A 14,246-nucleotide genomic window follows, 5' to 3' on the forward strand; every position below is an offset into this window, starting at 1 on the left:
CGGCGTGACCGTCTATCCCGCCCTCCACGCGCGGTGGTAGCTCAGTTGGTTAGAGTACCGGCCTGTCACGCCGGGGGTCGCGGGTTCGAGCCCCGTCCACCGCGCCAGTTACCTCCCTTTGCAGATCATAGCCCGCAAGGGCGCCACACGTGGCGCGCTTTTCGGGCCGTTTGATTTCAAAGGGTTGGATGCGGGTGTGAGAGGAGTGGTAACACTTCGCCGTAATCTTCGCCTTTGACCGCGCGGGCCGTATCCGGGCGAAGGGGGCGACGCTGGCCCAGCCACCGTCCATCCTGCACCGACCCCCTGAAGCCGGACCAAGCGCCGCCCAGCAGCACTGCCGGCGGCGGCCCCACGACCCTCGCCACCCTTGGCCCACGGTGCTCCTCCTCGCCGTCCTGACCCTCACCCTCCAGACCCGCACGCACGCCGACCTCCGCCACTTCGGTCTGGAGTGACCGCACCCCACAGTTTCCCGCTTGACGCCCCCTGCGTGACCCACTATTTGCCCCTCCAGCGCGCGGTGGTAGCTCAGTTGGTTAGAGTACCGGCCTGTCACGCCGGGGGTCGCGGGTTCGAGCCCCGTCCACCGCGCCAGCTTCTCTCATGAACCGACCAACTGTCGCATGACGGTCCGTTCTGTCCGACTGCGACATGCCGTTGAGCGGGGTTGATGGCCCGGTGGCAGGAGGGTACGATGGCTGTTCTCGATCGGATTCCGCTGTCAATTCTGGTGATCGCAGCCCTGACGCTGGGGTTGGCGCCCTTTGTCCCCGAACCGCATATCTGGGAGAAGCTGAAGCTCTTGGTGGCGGGTGATCTGGTGAAGTCGGTAGATATCTTCGATCTGCTGATGCATGCGACCCCCTTCGTGCTGCTGGTGGCCAAACTGGTGCGTATGGCCGTGCAGCGGGGGTAGGGTGTCGGGGTGAACCCCGAGTTACAGTGTCATCCGATACCTGATATGGCCGTCGTTATCGCAGAACTGGTCGTAAAGTTTGCGGGCCGTCGTGTTCTCGATCTCGGTCAGCCAGTAAAGTCGCTGCCAGCCGTTGCCGCGGGCGATGGCGATCAGGTCCTCGATCAGCGCGCGGCCAAGACCCTTGCCGCGGGCCTCGGGGGCGACGAAGAGGTCTTCCAGATAGCCGTCGTCCCCCAGCACCCATGTCGAGGGGTGGTGCTGGTGAATGGCGAAGCCCTGCGGGGTGCCGTCGACCACCGCCAGCCGGGCCGTCAGGGGATTCGCGGGGTCCATCAGGCGGGTCCAGGTGAAGGCGGTGACCTCCGCAGGAAGGGTCAGGCCGTAGCCGTCGAGGAACCCCTGCCACAGGCGCAGGAAATCCCTTTCGTCTTCGGTCCTTGCGTCACGAAGCTTAAGCATCACGCGATGCGGGCCAGGATGCGCGCCCAGGAGCGGATGCCCTTGTGGAAGCTTTCCAGATCATACTTCTCGTTCGGCGAATGGATCTGGTCGTCGTCGCGGCCAAAGCCGATCAGCATCGCATCCATCCCGAGGATGGTCTTGAAGTAACCCGCCACCGGGATCGAGCCGCCGGCCCCCACGAAAGCGGCAGGGCGGCCCCATTCTTCGGTCAGTGCAGCGCGGGCGGCTTCGAAAGCGGGATCGGAGATTTCCATCACCGAGGCGGGCGCACCATCGCTGCCGCCGTGCCAGAGGATCTCGCAATCGGCGGGCATCTGGGCTTCGGCCCAATGCTTGAACGCGGCGATGATCTTTTCCGGGTCCTGGCGCGACACCAGACGGAAAGAGACCTTGGCGTGGGCCTCGCCCGGCAGCACGGTCTTGAATCCGGCCCCATTGTATCCGCCCCACATGCCGTTCACTTCGGCGGTCGGACGGGACCAGATCTTCTCCAGCGGTGTGCGGTCCTGTTCCCCCGCAGGAACCGAGAGGCCCACGTCGCCAAGGTAGGTCGCATGGTCGAAGGACAGGTTCTGCCATTGCTGGCGCAGGGTGTCGGGAAGTTCGTCCACGTCGTCATAGAATCCGGGGACCTGTACCCGGCCCGTCGAGTCGTGCAGGCCGGACAGAAGCCGCGCCATCAGGTGCAGCGGGTTCTGCGCAAGGCCGCCGTACATCCCGGAATGGAGATCCCGCGACGCGGCGCGGATGGTGAATTCGGCCTTGGCCAGCCCGCGCAGCATCGTCGTGATGGCGGGAGTCGCGCCCTCGAAAAGCCCGGTGTCGCAGATGAGGGCGAGGTCGCAGGACAGTTCCTCGCGGTTCTGTTCCAGGAAGGGGACCAGCGAGGGCGAACCCGATTCCTCCTCGCCTTCCAGGAAGATCGTCAGCTTGCCGGGCAGGGTGCCGTGGACGTGTTTCCAGGCGCGACAGGCCTCGATGAAGGTCATCAGCTGGCCCTTGTCATCGGAAGAGCCACGGGCGCGGATCACCTTGCCCTTGGGGGTGTCCTGGACTTCGGGGTCGAAGGGCTGGCGGTCCCAAAGGTCCAGGGGATCAACGGGTTGCACGTCATAGTGGCCGTAGAACAGGATGTGCCTGCGGCCTTCGCCGCCATGCGCCACGACCATCGGATGCCCCGGAGTCTGCGCGGCGCGGGCCTCGAAGCCAAGCGAGGCCAGGTCGGCGGCCAGAAGATCGGCGGTGCGGGCGCAATCCTCCTTGTAGTCGGGATCGGTGGAAATCGACGGGATGCGCAACAGCTCCATCAGCCGATCCAGTGACTGGGGCAGGGTGTCGTCGATGCGGGCAAGGACGGCGTCGAGAGACGGGGTGGACATCATACTCTCCGGGATTTGATCAGGAACCAGCCTAGCAGGCGGGTTGGGACTGTCCAGAGCAGGCGGGCTGCGGTAAGGAAGACGAGGCCTGCGGGTGGGGTGACAAATCGCCCCCTTGGCAGCGCCGCAAGATTGACCGAGATCAAGGCACCCATGCGGGGGTTCGGTGGAGAACCCTTGCAAAAGGAACCGAAGGCCGATGACCAGATACAACGATGCGATCGATGCCAGCCTGCAACGCCTTCACGACGAGGGGCGCTATCGCACCTTCATCGACATCGCGCGGGCGCAAGGCCAATTTCCCCATGCCGTGTGGACCAAGCCCGACGGGTCGCAGAAGGACATCACTGTCTGGTGCGGCAATGACTATCTGGGCATGGGTCAGCATCCGGATGTGCTGACCGCGATGCACGAGGCGCTGGAGGCGACTGGCGCCGGTTCGGGCGGCACGCGCAACATCAGCGGCACCACGGTCTGGCACAAGCGGCTGGAGGCGGAACTGGCCGACCTGCACGGGAAAGAGGCCGCGCTGGTCTTTACGTCGGCCTACATCGCCAATGACGCGACCTTGTCGACGCTGCGGGTGATCTTCCCCGGCCTCATCATCTATTCCGACTCGCTGAACCATGCCTCGATGATCGAAGGCGTGCGGCGTGGCGGTGGCGAGAAGCGGATATTCCGGCACAATGACGTGGCCCACCTGCGCGAGCTGCTGGCCGCTGACGACCCGGCGGCTCCGAAGCTGATCGCCTTCGAATCGATCTATTCGATGGACGGCGACTTTGGCCCGATCAAGGAAATCTGCGATCTGGCGCAAGAGTTTGGCGCTCTGACCTACCTGGACGAGGTGCACGCGGTCGGCATGTACGGCCCCCGCGGCGCGGGCGTGGCGGAACGTGACGGGCAGATGCACCGGGTGGACATCATCAACGGGACGCTCGCCAAGGCTTACGGCGTCTTCGGCGGCTATATCGCGGCTTCGGCGCGCATGGTCGATGCGGTGCGGTCCTACGCGCCGGGGTTCATCTTCACGACCTCGCTGCCGCCGGCGGTTGCTGCGGGTGCAGCGGCCAGTGTCCGGTTCCTGAAAGGGGCGGGTGGGCAGGCGCTGCGGCTGCGGCACCAGACCCAGGCGACGATCCTGAAGACCCGGCTCAAGGCGATGGGGCTGCCGATCATCGACCACGGGTCGCACATCGTGCCCGTGCACGTGGGCAACCCGGTGCACTGCAAGATGCTGTCCGACATGCTGCTGGAAGACCACGGCATCTACGTCCAGCCGATCAATTTTCCCACCGTCCCCCGCGGTACCGAGCGGCTGCGCTTCACGCCCTCGCCGGTGCACGGATCGGGCGAGATCGACAAGCTGGTGCGCGCGATGGATGCACTCTGGTCGCATTGTGCGCTGAATCGCGCCGAACAGGTGGCTTAAGGCCTTTGGCCTGTGGAAAAGGCCTTGTCCTATGGTAGGGTTTGTCCAATAGAACAACGATGTGAGTCGCTGGGGAAGGCGACCACGCGGACGGGTGCACCGAAGGGGACAGCGGGCAGATGATCGGTTGGAGGTCAAAACCTTCGACAACCGAAGAGGACAAGCCAAAGGGCTTTGACGACTTCGAGTTGCGGCTCGGCGACCTCATGCGCGGCGAGCGTGCCACGCTTGGCAAGTCGCTGCTTGATGTACAGCGTGAGCTTAAGATCAAGGCCACCTATATCGCCGCCATCGAAAACGCCGATCTGTCGGCTTTCGAGACCCCCGGTTTTGTCGCAGGCTACGTCCGTTCCTACGCCCGCTACCTGGCAATGGACCCGGAATGGGCCTTCGAACGCTTCTGCGCCGAAGCGGGCTATACCGTGTCGCACGGGCTTTCCTCGGCCGCTGCACCGCAGCAGTTCGCAAAGGCCCGGGCCCGGGCCGAGAATGCCGATCCGCTGGGCGACCCGAACGCCAGCTTCATCCCGCGGGGCGAGGCGATCTGGTCGCATATCGAACCCGGGGCCGTCGGCTCCATCGCCGTTCTGGTCGCGCTGATCGGGGCCATCGGCTATGGCGGCTGGTCGGTTCTGCAGGAAGTCCAGCGTGTGCAACTGGCGCCCGTCGACGAAGCCCCGACCGTGGTGGCCCAGATCGACCCTCTGTCGAGCGCCGGAACCGCGGGTCAGCAGATCGCCGTGGCCCGCCCGGCCGAACCGGCGGCGGAAGCGGTCGCCAGTGCCGAAGGTTCGGCAGACAGCGATGTGCTCGACCGGCTCTACCGCCCGCAGGCGCTGGACGTGCCCGTCCTGACCTCCCGCGATGGCCCGATTGCCGCGATCAACCCGCGCGAAACCGGGGTGCTGGCGGAAGTCGCCGAAGCCGATGCCGTGGACCAGGCGATCGAACAGGCGGTCGAGGCCGAGGTGCAGGTCGTCGCCGAGGCGCAGCAGGGCATCGAAGTCCTGGCCGTGCGCCCGTCCTGGGTGCGGGTCAATGCGGCCGATGGCACCGTGCTGTTCGAAAAGATCCTGGACGCAGGCGAACGGTACGTGGTGCCGCCGCTGGAAACCGCAGCCCTGTTCCGCACCGGCAACTCCGGATCGATCTACTTTGTCGTCGATGGTCTGACCTACGGCCCGGTTGCCCCCGGCGCGCAGGTCGCCAAGGACATCCCGCTTTCGCCAGAGGCGCTGACGCAAAGCTTTGCCCAGGCCGATCCGACGGCGGACGAGGATCTGGCGCGCTTTGCCACCGCGGATGCCTCGGCCCTTGTTCCGGCCTTGGACGCGCCAGAAGCTGCCCCCGAGGATGCGACCGAATAGGCGGATTGCCGGGACTGCCCGCGCGGCTTATGTTGCGACGGCAAGACACGGAGCCTGACCCATGACCCACAATCCCGTCCGCCCCTGGCGCAACATCCAGCGCCGGCCCTCGCGGCAGATCCGGGTGGGCAAGGTGCTGGTCGGCGGCGATGCTCCGATCAGCGTGCAGACCATGACCAACACGCTGACAACCGACGTGGCCGCGACGATCGAGCAGATCCAACGTTGCGCGGTCGCCGGGGCGGATATCGTCCGGGTGTCCACGCCGGACGCCGAAAGCACGGCGGCGCTGCGCGAGATCGTGGCGGAAAGCCCGGTCCCGATCGTTGCCGACATCCATTTCCACTACAAGCGCGCCATCGAGGCGGCTCAGGCCGGGGCGGCCTGCCTGCGGATCAACCCCGGCAACATCGGCGATGCGCGCCGGGTGGCCGAGGTGGTGAAGGCCGCGAAGGACCACGGGTGCAGCATCCGCATCGGGGTGAACGCCGGGTCGCTGGAAAAGCACCTTCTGGACAAGTACGGCGAGCCTTGTCCCGATGCGATGGTGGAATCGGGCCTCGACCACATCAAGCTGTTGCAGGACAACGATTTCCACGAATTCAAGATTTCGGTGAAGGCCAGTGATGTCTTCATGGCGGCTGCCGCCTACCAGCAGCTGGCCGATGCCACCGACGCGCCGATCCATCTGGGGATCACCGAGGCAGGGGGGCTGACCTCGGGCACGGTGAAGTCGGCCATCGGGCTGGGGAACCTGCTGTGGATGGGGATCGGCGACACGATCCGCGTCAGTCTGTCGGCGGACCCGGTCGAGGAAGTGAAGGTCGGCTTCGAGATCCTGAAATCGCTGGGCCTGCGGCACCGTGGGGTGACGATCATCTCGTGCCCGTCCTGCGCGCGGCAAGGGTTCGACGTCATCAAGACCGTCACGGCGCTGGAGGACCGGCTGGCCCACATCACCACCTCGATGAGCCTGTCGATCATCGGCTGCGTGGTCAACGGCCCCGGTGAGGCCTTGATGACCGACATCGGCTTTACCGGCGGCGGGGCGGGCAAGGGGATGGTCTATCTCGCCGGCAAGCAGGACCACACCCTGTCCAACGACCGGATGGTCGAGCACATCGTCGAACTGGTCGAGGCCAAGGCGGCCGAGATCGAGGCGGCGGAAAAGCTTGCCGCGGAATAGCGGGACTTAATCCTCGCCCAGTTCCTGCGCCAGGTGATCGATGAAGGCGCGCAGCCGGGCGGTGACCGATTGTGCCGAGGGATAGACGAAATAGATCGCCTTCCGCGGCGTGGACCAGGCGGGCAGGACATGGACCAGCCGCCCTTGCGCGATTTCCGCGCGGACGATGAGGCCGGGCAGGGGGGCGATGCCGGCCCCGGCGACGACGGCGTCACGGACTGCCAGCTGCGACCCAAGCCGTAGCGGCGGGTTGAAGGGCAGGGTGATCTCTTCGGCTCCGTTGCCAAGCGGCAGGCCTCCGGCCCACAGCGTGGCCAGGCCGACCATCGGAAAGCGCGTCAGGTCAGTCGGATGGCGCAATGTGTCCAGCCCTGGCAGGTCGGGGGCGGCGGCAAGCATCGCCTGGCCGTGCAAAAGCCGCCGCGCGACCTGGCTGCTGTCCTCCAGCGGGCCAAAGCGGATGCAACCGTCGAAGCCCTCTTCCAAGAGGTCGGGGGTCCGGTCAAGGAAATGGATCTCCAGCGTCACGTCGGGGTGCAGGCGGCGGAAGCTGGCGGCAATCGGGCCGATCAGCAGATTGCCGATCACCTGCGGCACCGCCAGCCGCAGATGCCCGCGCGGAGTGCCGCCGGATTCGCCCAGGGCGCGGCGGATGTCCTCGGCCTCGCCCAGCAGCCGGTCGGCGCGGGCAGCAAGGACTTCGCCTTCCTGCGTGGCGCGCAAGGTGCGGGTGGACCGTTCGATGAGCCGGACGCCCAGATGGCTTTCCAAGTCCGCCACCCGCTTTGACAGCGTGGACTTCGGCACCCGCAGGGCCAGGGCTGCGGCAGAGAACGAGCCCTCGCGCAGCACGGTGCGGAAGCCGCGCAGGGCGGTGAGGTCGAGGTCATTGTCCATAATTCGGGACGCACCTTGCAGGAAAGGCCAACTTGTCCATCATGCTGGATTGTCGCATCCTGTGCAAGACAGATTGAAGGACCAATAGATGCAACGGATGACTGACCGGCCCGGCGGCGCGGTGACAGGAGCGGTGACGGCGGCGGTGCTGGGACTTGCGGCGATGACGATCATGGCCAATGCCACCGTCGCCTCCTCGCTGCCGGGCCTGCGCGCCCATTATGCCGACGTGCCGCATATCGACACGCTGGCGGGGCTCATCGTGACCTTGCCCTCGCTGGCCATCGTCCTGTCGGCCGGGCTGATGGGCGTGCTGATCGACCGTTGGGACCGGCAGAAGCTTCTTTTGGTGACGGCGGTGCTTTATGCGGTGGGCGGGACCTCGGGCCTTTGGGCGGAAAGCATCTGGGCGATGCTGGCGGGGCGGCTGGCGCTGGGGCTGGGGGTTGCGGGGACGATGAACCTTGGCATGACCTGGGCCAGCGACCTGTGGCAAGGCCCCGATCGGGCGCGGTTTCTGGGGATGCAGGGGGCGGCGATCTCGGCGGCGGGGATCGTGTTCATGCTGCTGGGCGGGCTTCTGGCCAGCTACCATTGGCGCGGAGCCTTCGCTGTCTATGCACTGATCCTGCCGATCGCGGCGCTGGCCTTCATCGCCCTTGGCCCCCATGCCAGGGCCATCGCCGCCGACCGCGACCGGCCGAAACCGGTCCAGACCACCGCCGACCGCTTCCCCTGGGCCGCCTATGCCTTCATTGCGCCCCTGGCCTTCGTGTTTCAGGTCGCGTTCTACGTCACCCCCACCCGGCTGCCCTTCCACCTTGAGGCGCTGGGGACCACCAGCCCCCTGGTCGTCGGGGCGCTGATGGCGGCGCTGGTCACGGTCTCGGCCCCGGTGTCGCTGATGTACGGCCGCATCCGGACGCGGCTGTCGGCCATGACGATCTTCGGGTTGTCCTTCGTTTTGATCGGGGCGGGGTTCATCGCCCATGCCACGGCGACGGACTGGCACGGAGTCCTCGTGGGCTCGCTGATCGCGGGGCTTGGGATGGGGATCTCGATGCCGAACTACACGACCTGGTTCATGGCGCTGGTTCCGGCGACGATGCGGGGCCGGGCCTCGGGCTTGCTCACGACGGCGTTCTTCCTGGGCCAGTTCGCCTCGCCCCTGGTGTCCGCGCCGCTGGTGGCCTGGTTCGGACTGGCGGGGACATTCGCGGCGGTGGGCTTCGGTCTGGTGGGCTTGGGCGCGGCGCTTTGGGTCGTCCACGCGGTACGCCCCGAACCGACGGCGGCCGAGGCCTAGACCACCCTAGTGCGGGATCGACTTCGAGAAGAGGTTCACGATCAGCACCCCCACGAGGATGAAGGCCAGACCCAGGATCGCGGCGAAGTCCAGGGTCTGGCGATACCAGATCCAGGCCACGCCGCTGATCAGCACGATCCCCATCCCCGACCAGATCGCATAGACCACTCCGGTCGCCATCACCCGCAATGGATAGGACAGAAGCCAGAAGGCCACGGCATAGCCGAAGATCGCCACCAGCGAAGGTCCCAGCCGGGTGAAGCTTTCAGACCGCGCCAGCGCGGTCGTCGCAACCACTTCAGCCAGGATGGCCGCCAGAAGGATCAGATAGGTCCGGGTCATGCGTCCGCCTTGGTCGTTGCCTGTCACGGGCATCCTGCGCGGGCCGGCGACACAAGTCGAGTTGGCCCGCGACGCTTGCAGAGGCGGAACCGGCACCGCCAGCGACCGCAAGCCGGATCACCGGGCGGTCGCAAGCCCTGGCTCAGCCACCCTTGCGCATGTCGGCGACGAAGGTCTGCATCACGTCGAGGGGGGCATAGCCGCGCATCACCGAATCCCCCATGACGAAGGCCGGGGTTCCGGTGACGTCCATCATCTCGGCCAGGGCATAGTTGTCCTGGATCACCGCCATCACCTCGGGCGACTTCATCCGGTCCAGGACCGGCTGCGGCTCGAACCCAAGGTCTTCGGCCAGACGGGTCAGCGTCTCGGTGGTGGGCTCTCCCCGCAGGACAATGAGAGCGTGGTGCGCCTTGTCATAGGCCTCGTCGCCGTGAAGCTGGCGCAGCGCGATGGCGAACTGGGCGGATAGCATCGACGCCTCACCCAGGATCGGGAATTCCTTGACCACAAAGCGGATGTTGCCGTCGGCGGCGATCAGCTGTTCGACCTCGTCATAGGCCTTGCGGCAATAGCCGCAGCGATAGTCCATGAACTCGACCAGAGTGATGTCGCCGTTCGGGTTGCCGCCGACCCAGTCGTTCGGATTGGCGAAGATGCGCGCGCTGTTGGCCGCGATGATCGTCGAGTCCCGCTCCAGCCCGGCGGATTCTTCGCGCTGCTGCAGGATATCCATCGCTTCGATCAGTACTTCGGGATTTTCCAGCAGATAGGCCCGCACTTCGTCACGGAAGGCGCTGCGCTCGGCATCCGTCATGGCGGCAGCGGCGCCGGTGACCGGCTCCTCGGCAAGGGCGGGGAAGCTGGCAAGGCCGGCGATCAGGCCAAGGGCAAGACGGTTCATGGAAGCTCCTGAAGACCGCGGACCTGCGGCGGGCGGAGGATAGGGGGGGCCACCGGGCGTGACAAGCCGCTCGCCGCTTTGTGATGGCCGGGACGCGGGCGGAATTTACAAATGCCGGCCAAGCAGGGATAAGGCGGCGATGACCGCGCTTAAAGCCTTGCTGCTGACCCTGCTTCTGGCCCTGCCTCTGGGCGCGGAAGAGCTTTCGGCGCTGGCCAAGGTAAACTCGCTGCGGTCGGGGATCGTGGCGACAGGGGGCGGGCTGGAACTCCGCCTTGCGCTCAGCCAGCCGGTGCCCTGGCGCCTGCGGTTGCTGGACGATCCGCCGCGCCTGGTGATCGACGCGCGCGAAGTGGACTGGCGCGGGGCCGAGGCGCTGGCCGTGGTCAAGCCCGGCGTCTCGCTGCGGGCAGGCCGCTTTCGTCCGGGCTGGTCGCGGATGGTGCTGGAGCTGGAAGGTCCGCACAAGGTCGCACGGGCCGAGATGACGACGGGCGACGAGACCCGGCTGGAGATCGTGCTGGAACCGACCGACGCGGCCAGCTTCGCGGCTGAGGCAGCGCGTCCCGACCTGCCGGAATGGGCCTTGCCCGAGGCCGCGACACTGGTGCCGCCCCTGCCGCAGGGCAACGGTCCCCTGGTCGTCGTCCTTGACCCCGGCCACGGCGGGATCGACCCCGGTGCCGAACGCGACGGCACCAGCGAGGCCGCGCTGATGCTGACCTTCGCGCGCGAGGTGAAAGAGGTTCTCTTGCGCGACGGCCGCTTCCGAGTGGTGATGACCCGCGACGAGGATGTCTTCGTCCCGCTGGAAACCCGGACCTCCGTCGCGCGTGAAGCCGAGGCGGACCTGTTCCTGTCGCTTCACGCCGATGCGCTGGCCGAGGGTGATGCGCAGGGGGCGACGGTCTATACCCTAGCCGATGAGGCTTCGGATGCCGCCGCAGCCGCGCTGGCCGAACGGCATGACCGCGATGATCTGCTGGCGGGGGTGGATCTTTCCGAACAGGACGACGTGGTGGCCGAGGTCCTGATGGACATGGCCCGGACCGAAACCGCTCCGCGCACCGACCGGCTGGCAAAGGCGATGGTCGGGGCGATCAAGGCCGCGGAAATCCGGATGCACCGTCGACCGCAACAGTCGGGCGGCTTTTCGGTGCTGAAGACGCCGGACATCCCCTCGGTCCTCTTGGAGGTCGGGTTCCTGTCGTCGGACCGCGACTTCAAGCGTCTCTCTGACCCCGCCTGGCGCGCGACCCTGGCCGAGGCGCTGCGTCAGGCGCTGGTCACCTGGTCCGAGGAAGACGCGGCGCTGCGGGCTGCGGCCAACCCCTGACCCGTGCGAAACCCCGCCCGAACAGGTATTTGTGACCGTCCAAGGTTTTGACGTAGGCCCGCGTCTGGTATACTGCGGGGACGCAATCGGAAGGGACCGCGGTGCTCAGATTTGTTGGAAATGTTCTGGGCGGGATCTTCTCGGCGGCGACGCTTGGGCTGGTATTTGCCGCGCTGACCCTGGGCGGCATCTTCTTCATGTATTCCCGCGACCTGCCCAGCCACGAAAATCTGGCGCAATACACCCCAGCGACGATCAGCCGGATCTATTCCGGTGAAGGCCGGATCATCGACGAATTCGCGCAGGAACGCCGCCTCTTCGTCGCGTCCGAAGACATTCCGGACCTGGTGAAGCACGCCTTCATCAGCGCCGAGGACAAGAATTTCTACAACCACCACGGCTATGACACCCGCGGCATGGTCGCCGCCGTGGTCGAAGCCGTGCAAAGCCGCGGGCAAAGCATGCGCGGCGCATCGACCATCACCCAGCAGGTGATGAAGAACTTCCTTCTGGACGGCTCGCGCAGTGTCGAACGGAAGATCAAGGAGATCATCCTTGCGACCCGGCTGGAACAGACGCTGTCCAAAGACAAGATCCTTGAGCTCTATCTGAACGAGATCTTCCTCGGGAAGAACTCCTACGGGGTGGCGGCTGCGGCGCAGACCTATTTCAACAAATCGCTCAGCGATCTTGCCCCGCACGAGGCCGCGATGCTGGCCGCGATGCCGCAGGCGCCGGGGAAGTACGATCCGGTGACCGCCAAGGAACGGGTGACGGAACGCCGGAACTACGTCCTGCGCGAGATGTGGCAGAACGGCTATATCGACGAGGCGACCTATCTGTCCGAAAAGGACCAGCCGCTCCGGTCAGTCCAGAACGGCGATTTCGAGGCCTTCCGGGATGCGCTGCCGCCACGCGACTATTTCACCGACGAAATCCGCCGTCAGCTGTCCGGTGTCTTCGGCGAAGAGGAGTTCTTCTCGGGCGGGTTGACCATCCGCGCCACCGTGGACCCCGAGATGCAGAAGGCCGCCGCCGAGGCGCTGCGCAAGGGTCTGGAGCAGTACGACCGCAACCAGGGCGTCTGGCGCGGGACGGGCAAGACCCTTCCGGCCGAGGTGCTGGGCGCTGACGCTGCCTGGCGCGAGGCGCTGGCGAAGGTCGAGATCGCCCGCGATGTCGACACCTGGTTCCCCGCCGTGGTCTTGGAGCTGGGCGAGAACGACGCCCGGATCGGCATCGAAGGCGTGATGGACGATGAGGACGGGCATTTCATCCCGGCCGAGGATGTGACCTGGGCGCGCAAGCGGCTGGAGGGCGGCGAACTGGGCCGCAAGGCGCAGGTCGCGGGCGATCTTCTGTCCGTGGGCGATGTCGTGCTGGTCCGCGCCGTGACCAACGACGACGGCACCTTCAACCGCTGGTCGCTGCGCCAGATCCCGGAAGTCCAGGGCGCCTTCATGGCGATGGACGTGAACACCGGGCGGGTCCTGTCGATGCAGGGCGGCTTCTCTTACCAGGACTCGGTCTTCAACCGCACCACACAGGCGACGCGCCAGCCCGGCTCCAGCTTCAAGCCTTTCGTCTATGCCGCCGCGTTGGACAGCGGTTTCACCCCCGCCACCATCGTCGTCGACGCCCCGATCGAGATCGAGACGCCGCAGGGTCTGTGGACCCCGAAGAACGCCTCGAACAAGTTCTACGGCCCGACGCCCCTGCGCACCGGGATCGAGCAAAGCCGGAACCTGATGACGATCCGCATCGCGCAGGAAATCGGGATGCAGACTGTCGCCGGTTACGCCGAACGCTTTGGCGTCTATGACCGCATGGGTCCGTTCCTGGCGAACTCGCTCGGCGCGCAGGAGACGACGCTCTTCAAGATGGTCGCCGCCTATGCGATGTTCGCCAATGGCGGTGAGCGGGTCGAACCCACCCTGGTCGACCGGGTGCAGGACCGCTTCGGCAAGACGATCTACCGCCACGACCAGCGCGTCTGCGAAGATTGCGGCCAGCCGGACCTTGCACCGGGGCAGGGGGTCCGCATCGACACCAACCGCGAGCGGGTGATGAACGCGATCACCGCCTACCAGCTGACCAGCATGATGCAGGGCGTCGTCCAGCGCGGCTCGGCCAGCCGTCTGAACCTGCCGGTTCCGATCGCGGGCAAGACCGGCACCACGAACGACGCCAAGGACGTGTGGTTCATCGGCTATTCCTCGAACATCGTCGCGGGCTGCTACATCGGTTTCGACCAGCCGCGCACCCTGGGCGAAAGTGCCTTCGGCGGCACGCTTTGCGTCCCTGTCTTCCAGGACTTCATGGAGGACGCGGTGAAGAAATACGGCGGTGGCGACTTCCGCATTCCCCCCGGCGGCTATTTCCGCAAGATCGACCGTTTCAGCGGGATGCCGCTTCCGGACGACGCCTCGGGCGACAACGTGGTAGCCGAATACTTCCGCGAGGGCGAAGAGGCGCTGATCGGCATCGGCCTTGTCGTAGATGGCGGCTTTGCGATGGGCGAGAACCTGCCCCTCTTCGCCTATGGCGAGGGCGAGGGCGGCGGTGGCGATCAGGGCACCACCGTCACCAACTCGGAAGGCCAGCAGGTCGTCGTCCCGAAGAAGGCCGATTTCGGCACCGTTTCCTCGGGCGGGCTTTACTGACACCTCTCGCAGCGTCTGGCCGCGCCCTTGCCGGGGCGCGGTCAAACCCT

The 14,246-nt window shown here is 66.2% G+C and carries 12 protein-coding genes and 2 tRNA genes; 9 read left to right on the top strand and 5 right to left on the bottom strand.

What is annotated here, in order from left to right; all coding sequences use genetic code 11:
- The first annotated feature begins 30 nt into the window (after nucleotides 1–30).
- From Q0C42_RS15280 to Q0C42_RS15290, 3 genes are all read left to right on the top strand, one after another.
- Nucleotides 31–107 (top strand) — tRNA-Asp (locus Q0C42_RS15280).
- A gap of 413 nt (nucleotides 108–520) precedes the next feature.
- A tRNA-Asp gene (locus Q0C42_RS15285) sits at nucleotides 521–597 on the top strand.
- A 100-nt stretch (nucleotides 598–697) separates the two neighbouring features.
- A complete protein-coding gene (locus tag Q0C42_RS15290; protein ID WP_295077646.1) occupies nucleotides 698–919 on the top strand; it encodes an RND transporter in 222 nt (73 codons plus the stop codon).
- A gap of 21 nt (nucleotides 920–940) precedes the next feature.
- Here the strand turns inward: Q0C42_RS15290 and Q0C42_RS15295 are convergent, their stop codons facing one another.
- Both Q0C42_RS15295 and Q0C42_RS15300 read right to left on the bottom strand, forming a co-directional pair.
- The gene (locus Q0C42_RS15295; RefSeq protein WP_295077649.1) at nucleotides 941–1,381 is read right to left on the bottom strand and encodes a GNAT family N-acetyltransferase; all 441 of its coding nucleotides are present in this window, start codon (nucleotides 1,379–1,381) and stop codon (nucleotides 941–943) included.
- Nucleotides 1,381–2,763, bottom strand: coding sequence for a M20/M25/M40 family metallo-hydrolase (locus tag Q0C42_RS15300; RefSeq protein ID WP_295077652.1), 1,383 nt, complete (start codon nucleotides 2,761–2,763; stop codon nucleotides 1,381–1,383). The genes Q0C42_RS15295 and Q0C42_RS15300 overlap by 1 nt, the downstream gene beginning before the upstream one ends.
- A 199-nt stretch (nucleotides 2,764–2,962) precedes the next feature.
- Between Q0C42_RS15300 and hemA the strand changes: the two genes are divergently transcribed.
- The 3 genes from hemA to ispG all read left to right on the top strand — a co-directional run bounded on the left by hemA (nucleotide 2,963) and on the right by ispG (nucleotide 6,748).
- Nucleotides 2,963–4,195, top strand: a complete 1,233-nt coding sequence (gene hemA / locus Q0C42_RS15305; RefSeq protein ID WP_295077655.1) for a 5-aminolevulinate synthase — start codon at nucleotides 2,963–2,965, stop codon at nucleotides 4,193–4,195.
- A 119-nt stretch (nucleotides 4,196–4,314) separates the two neighbouring features.
- Nucleotides 4,315–5,562, top strand: a complete 1,248-nt coding sequence (locus Q0C42_RS15310; protein WP_295077657.1) for a helix-turn-helix domain-containing protein — start codon at nucleotides 4,315–4,317, stop codon at nucleotides 5,560–5,562.
- Nucleotides 5,563–5,623: 61 nt separating this feature from the next.
- Nucleotides 5,624–6,748 carry a flavodoxin-dependent (E)-4-hydroxy-3-methylbut-2-enyl-diphosphate synthase gene (ispG, locus tag Q0C42_RS15315; protein ID WP_295077659.1) on the top strand — a complete coding sequence of 375 codons (1,125 nt, stop codon included), beginning with the start codon at nucleotides 5,624–5,626 and terminating at the stop codon, nucleotides 6,746–6,748.
- 6 nt (nucleotides 6,749–6,754) lie between these two features.
- On the opposite strand, the gene Q0C42_RS15320 is transcribed toward ispG, so the two are convergent.
- On the bottom strand, nucleotides 6,755–7,645 hold the full coding sequence (locus tag Q0C42_RS15320; RefSeq protein ID WP_295077662.1) for a LysR family transcriptional regulator: 891 nt from the start codon (nucleotides 7,643–7,645) through the stop codon (nucleotides 6,755–6,757).
- A gap of 88 nt (nucleotides 7,646–7,733) precedes the next feature.
- On the opposite strand from Q0C42_RS15320, the gene Q0C42_RS15325 reads away from it, so the two are divergent.
- The gene (locus tag Q0C42_RS15325; protein WP_295077666.1) at nucleotides 7,734–8,951 is read left to right on the top strand and encodes an MFS transporter; all 1,218 of its coding nucleotides are present in this window, start codon (nucleotides 7,734–7,736) and stop codon (nucleotides 8,949–8,951) included.
- A gap of 6 nt (nucleotides 8,952–8,957) precedes the next feature.
- On the opposite strand, the gene Q0C42_RS15330 is transcribed toward Q0C42_RS15325, so the two are convergent.
- Entirely contained in the window at nucleotides 8,958–9,293 is a 336-nt protein-coding gene (locus tag Q0C42_RS15330; RefSeq protein ID WP_295077669.1) for an SMR family transporter, read from the bottom strand.
- A 142-nt stretch (nucleotides 9,294–9,435) separates the two neighbouring features.
- The gene (locus Q0C42_RS15335; protein WP_295077672.1) at nucleotides 9,436–10,197 is read right to left on the bottom strand and encodes a DsbA family protein; all 762 of its coding nucleotides are present in this window, start codon (nucleotides 10,195–10,197) and stop codon (nucleotides 9,436–9,438) included.
- Between the two features lie 139 nt (nucleotides 10,198–10,336).
- Between Q0C42_RS15335 and Q0C42_RS15340 the strand changes: the two genes are divergently transcribed.
- Nucleotides 10,337–11,533 (top strand): N-acetylmuramoyl-L-alanine amidase, encoded by a 1,197-nt coding sequence (locus Q0C42_RS15340; protein WP_295077675.1) that lies wholly within the window; start codon nucleotides 10,337–10,339, stop codon nucleotides 11,531–11,533.
- Between the two features lie 101 nt (nucleotides 11,534–11,634).
- The gene (locus Q0C42_RS15345) at nucleotides 11,635–14,196 is read left to right on the top strand and encodes a penicillin-binding protein 1A (RefSeq protein ID WP_295077678.1); all 2,562 of its coding nucleotides are present in this window, start codon (nucleotides 11,635–11,637) and stop codon (nucleotides 14,194–14,196) included.
- The last annotated feature ends 50 nt before the right edge of the window (nucleotides 14,197–14,246 follow it).

The organism is Tabrizicola sp., from assembly GCF_022842145.1.
In the GTDB taxonomy this organism is placed as follows: Bacteria; Pseudomonadota; Alphaproteobacteria; order Rhodobacterales; family Rhodobacteraceae; genus Tabrizicola.

Bases quoted from the DNA above. Each gene is read 5' to 3' on its own strand.
- Q0C42_RS15290 (WP_295077646.1), top strand. From the start codon at position 698: ATGGCTGTTCTCGATCGGATTCCGCTGTCAATTCTGGTGATCGCAGCC.
- Q0C42_RS15295 (WP_295077649.1), bottom strand. From the start codon at position 1,381: ATGCTTAAGCTTCGTGACGCAAGGACCGAAGACGAAAGGGATTTCCTG.
- Q0C42_RS15300 (WP_295077652.1), bottom strand. From the start codon at position 2,763: ATGTCCACCCCGTCTCTCGACGCCGTCCTTGCCCGCATCGACGACACC.
- hemA (WP_295077655.1), top strand. From the start codon at position 2,963: ATGACCAGATACAACGATGCGATCGATGCCAGCCTGCAACGCCTTCAC.
- Q0C42_RS15310 (WP_295077657.1), top strand. From the start codon at position 4,315: ATGATCGGTTGGAGGTCAAAACCTTCGACAACCGAAGAGGACAAGCCA.
- ispG (WP_295077659.1), top strand. From the start codon at position 5,624: ATGACCCACAATCCCGTCCGCCCCTGGCGCAACATCCAGCGCCGGCCC.
- Q0C42_RS15320 (WP_295077662.1), bottom strand. From the start codon at position 7,645: ATGGACAATGACCTCGACCTCACCGCCCTGCGCGGCTTCCGCACCGTG.
- Q0C42_RS15325 (WP_295077666.1), top strand. From the start codon at position 7,734: ATGCAACGGATGACTGACCGGCCCGGCGGCGCGGTGACAGGAGCGGTG.
- Q0C42_RS15330 (WP_295077669.1), bottom strand. From the start codon at position 9,293: ATGACCCGGACCTATCTGATCCTTCTGGCGGCCATCCTGGCTGAAGTG.
- Q0C42_RS15335 (WP_295077672.1), bottom strand. From the start codon at position 10,197: ATGAACCGTCTTGCCCTTGGCCTGATCGCCGGCCTTGCCAGCTTCCCC.
- Q0C42_RS15340 (WP_295077675.1), top strand. From the start codon at position 10,337: ATGACCGCGCTTAAAGCCTTGCTGCTGACCCTGCTTCTGGCCCTGCCT.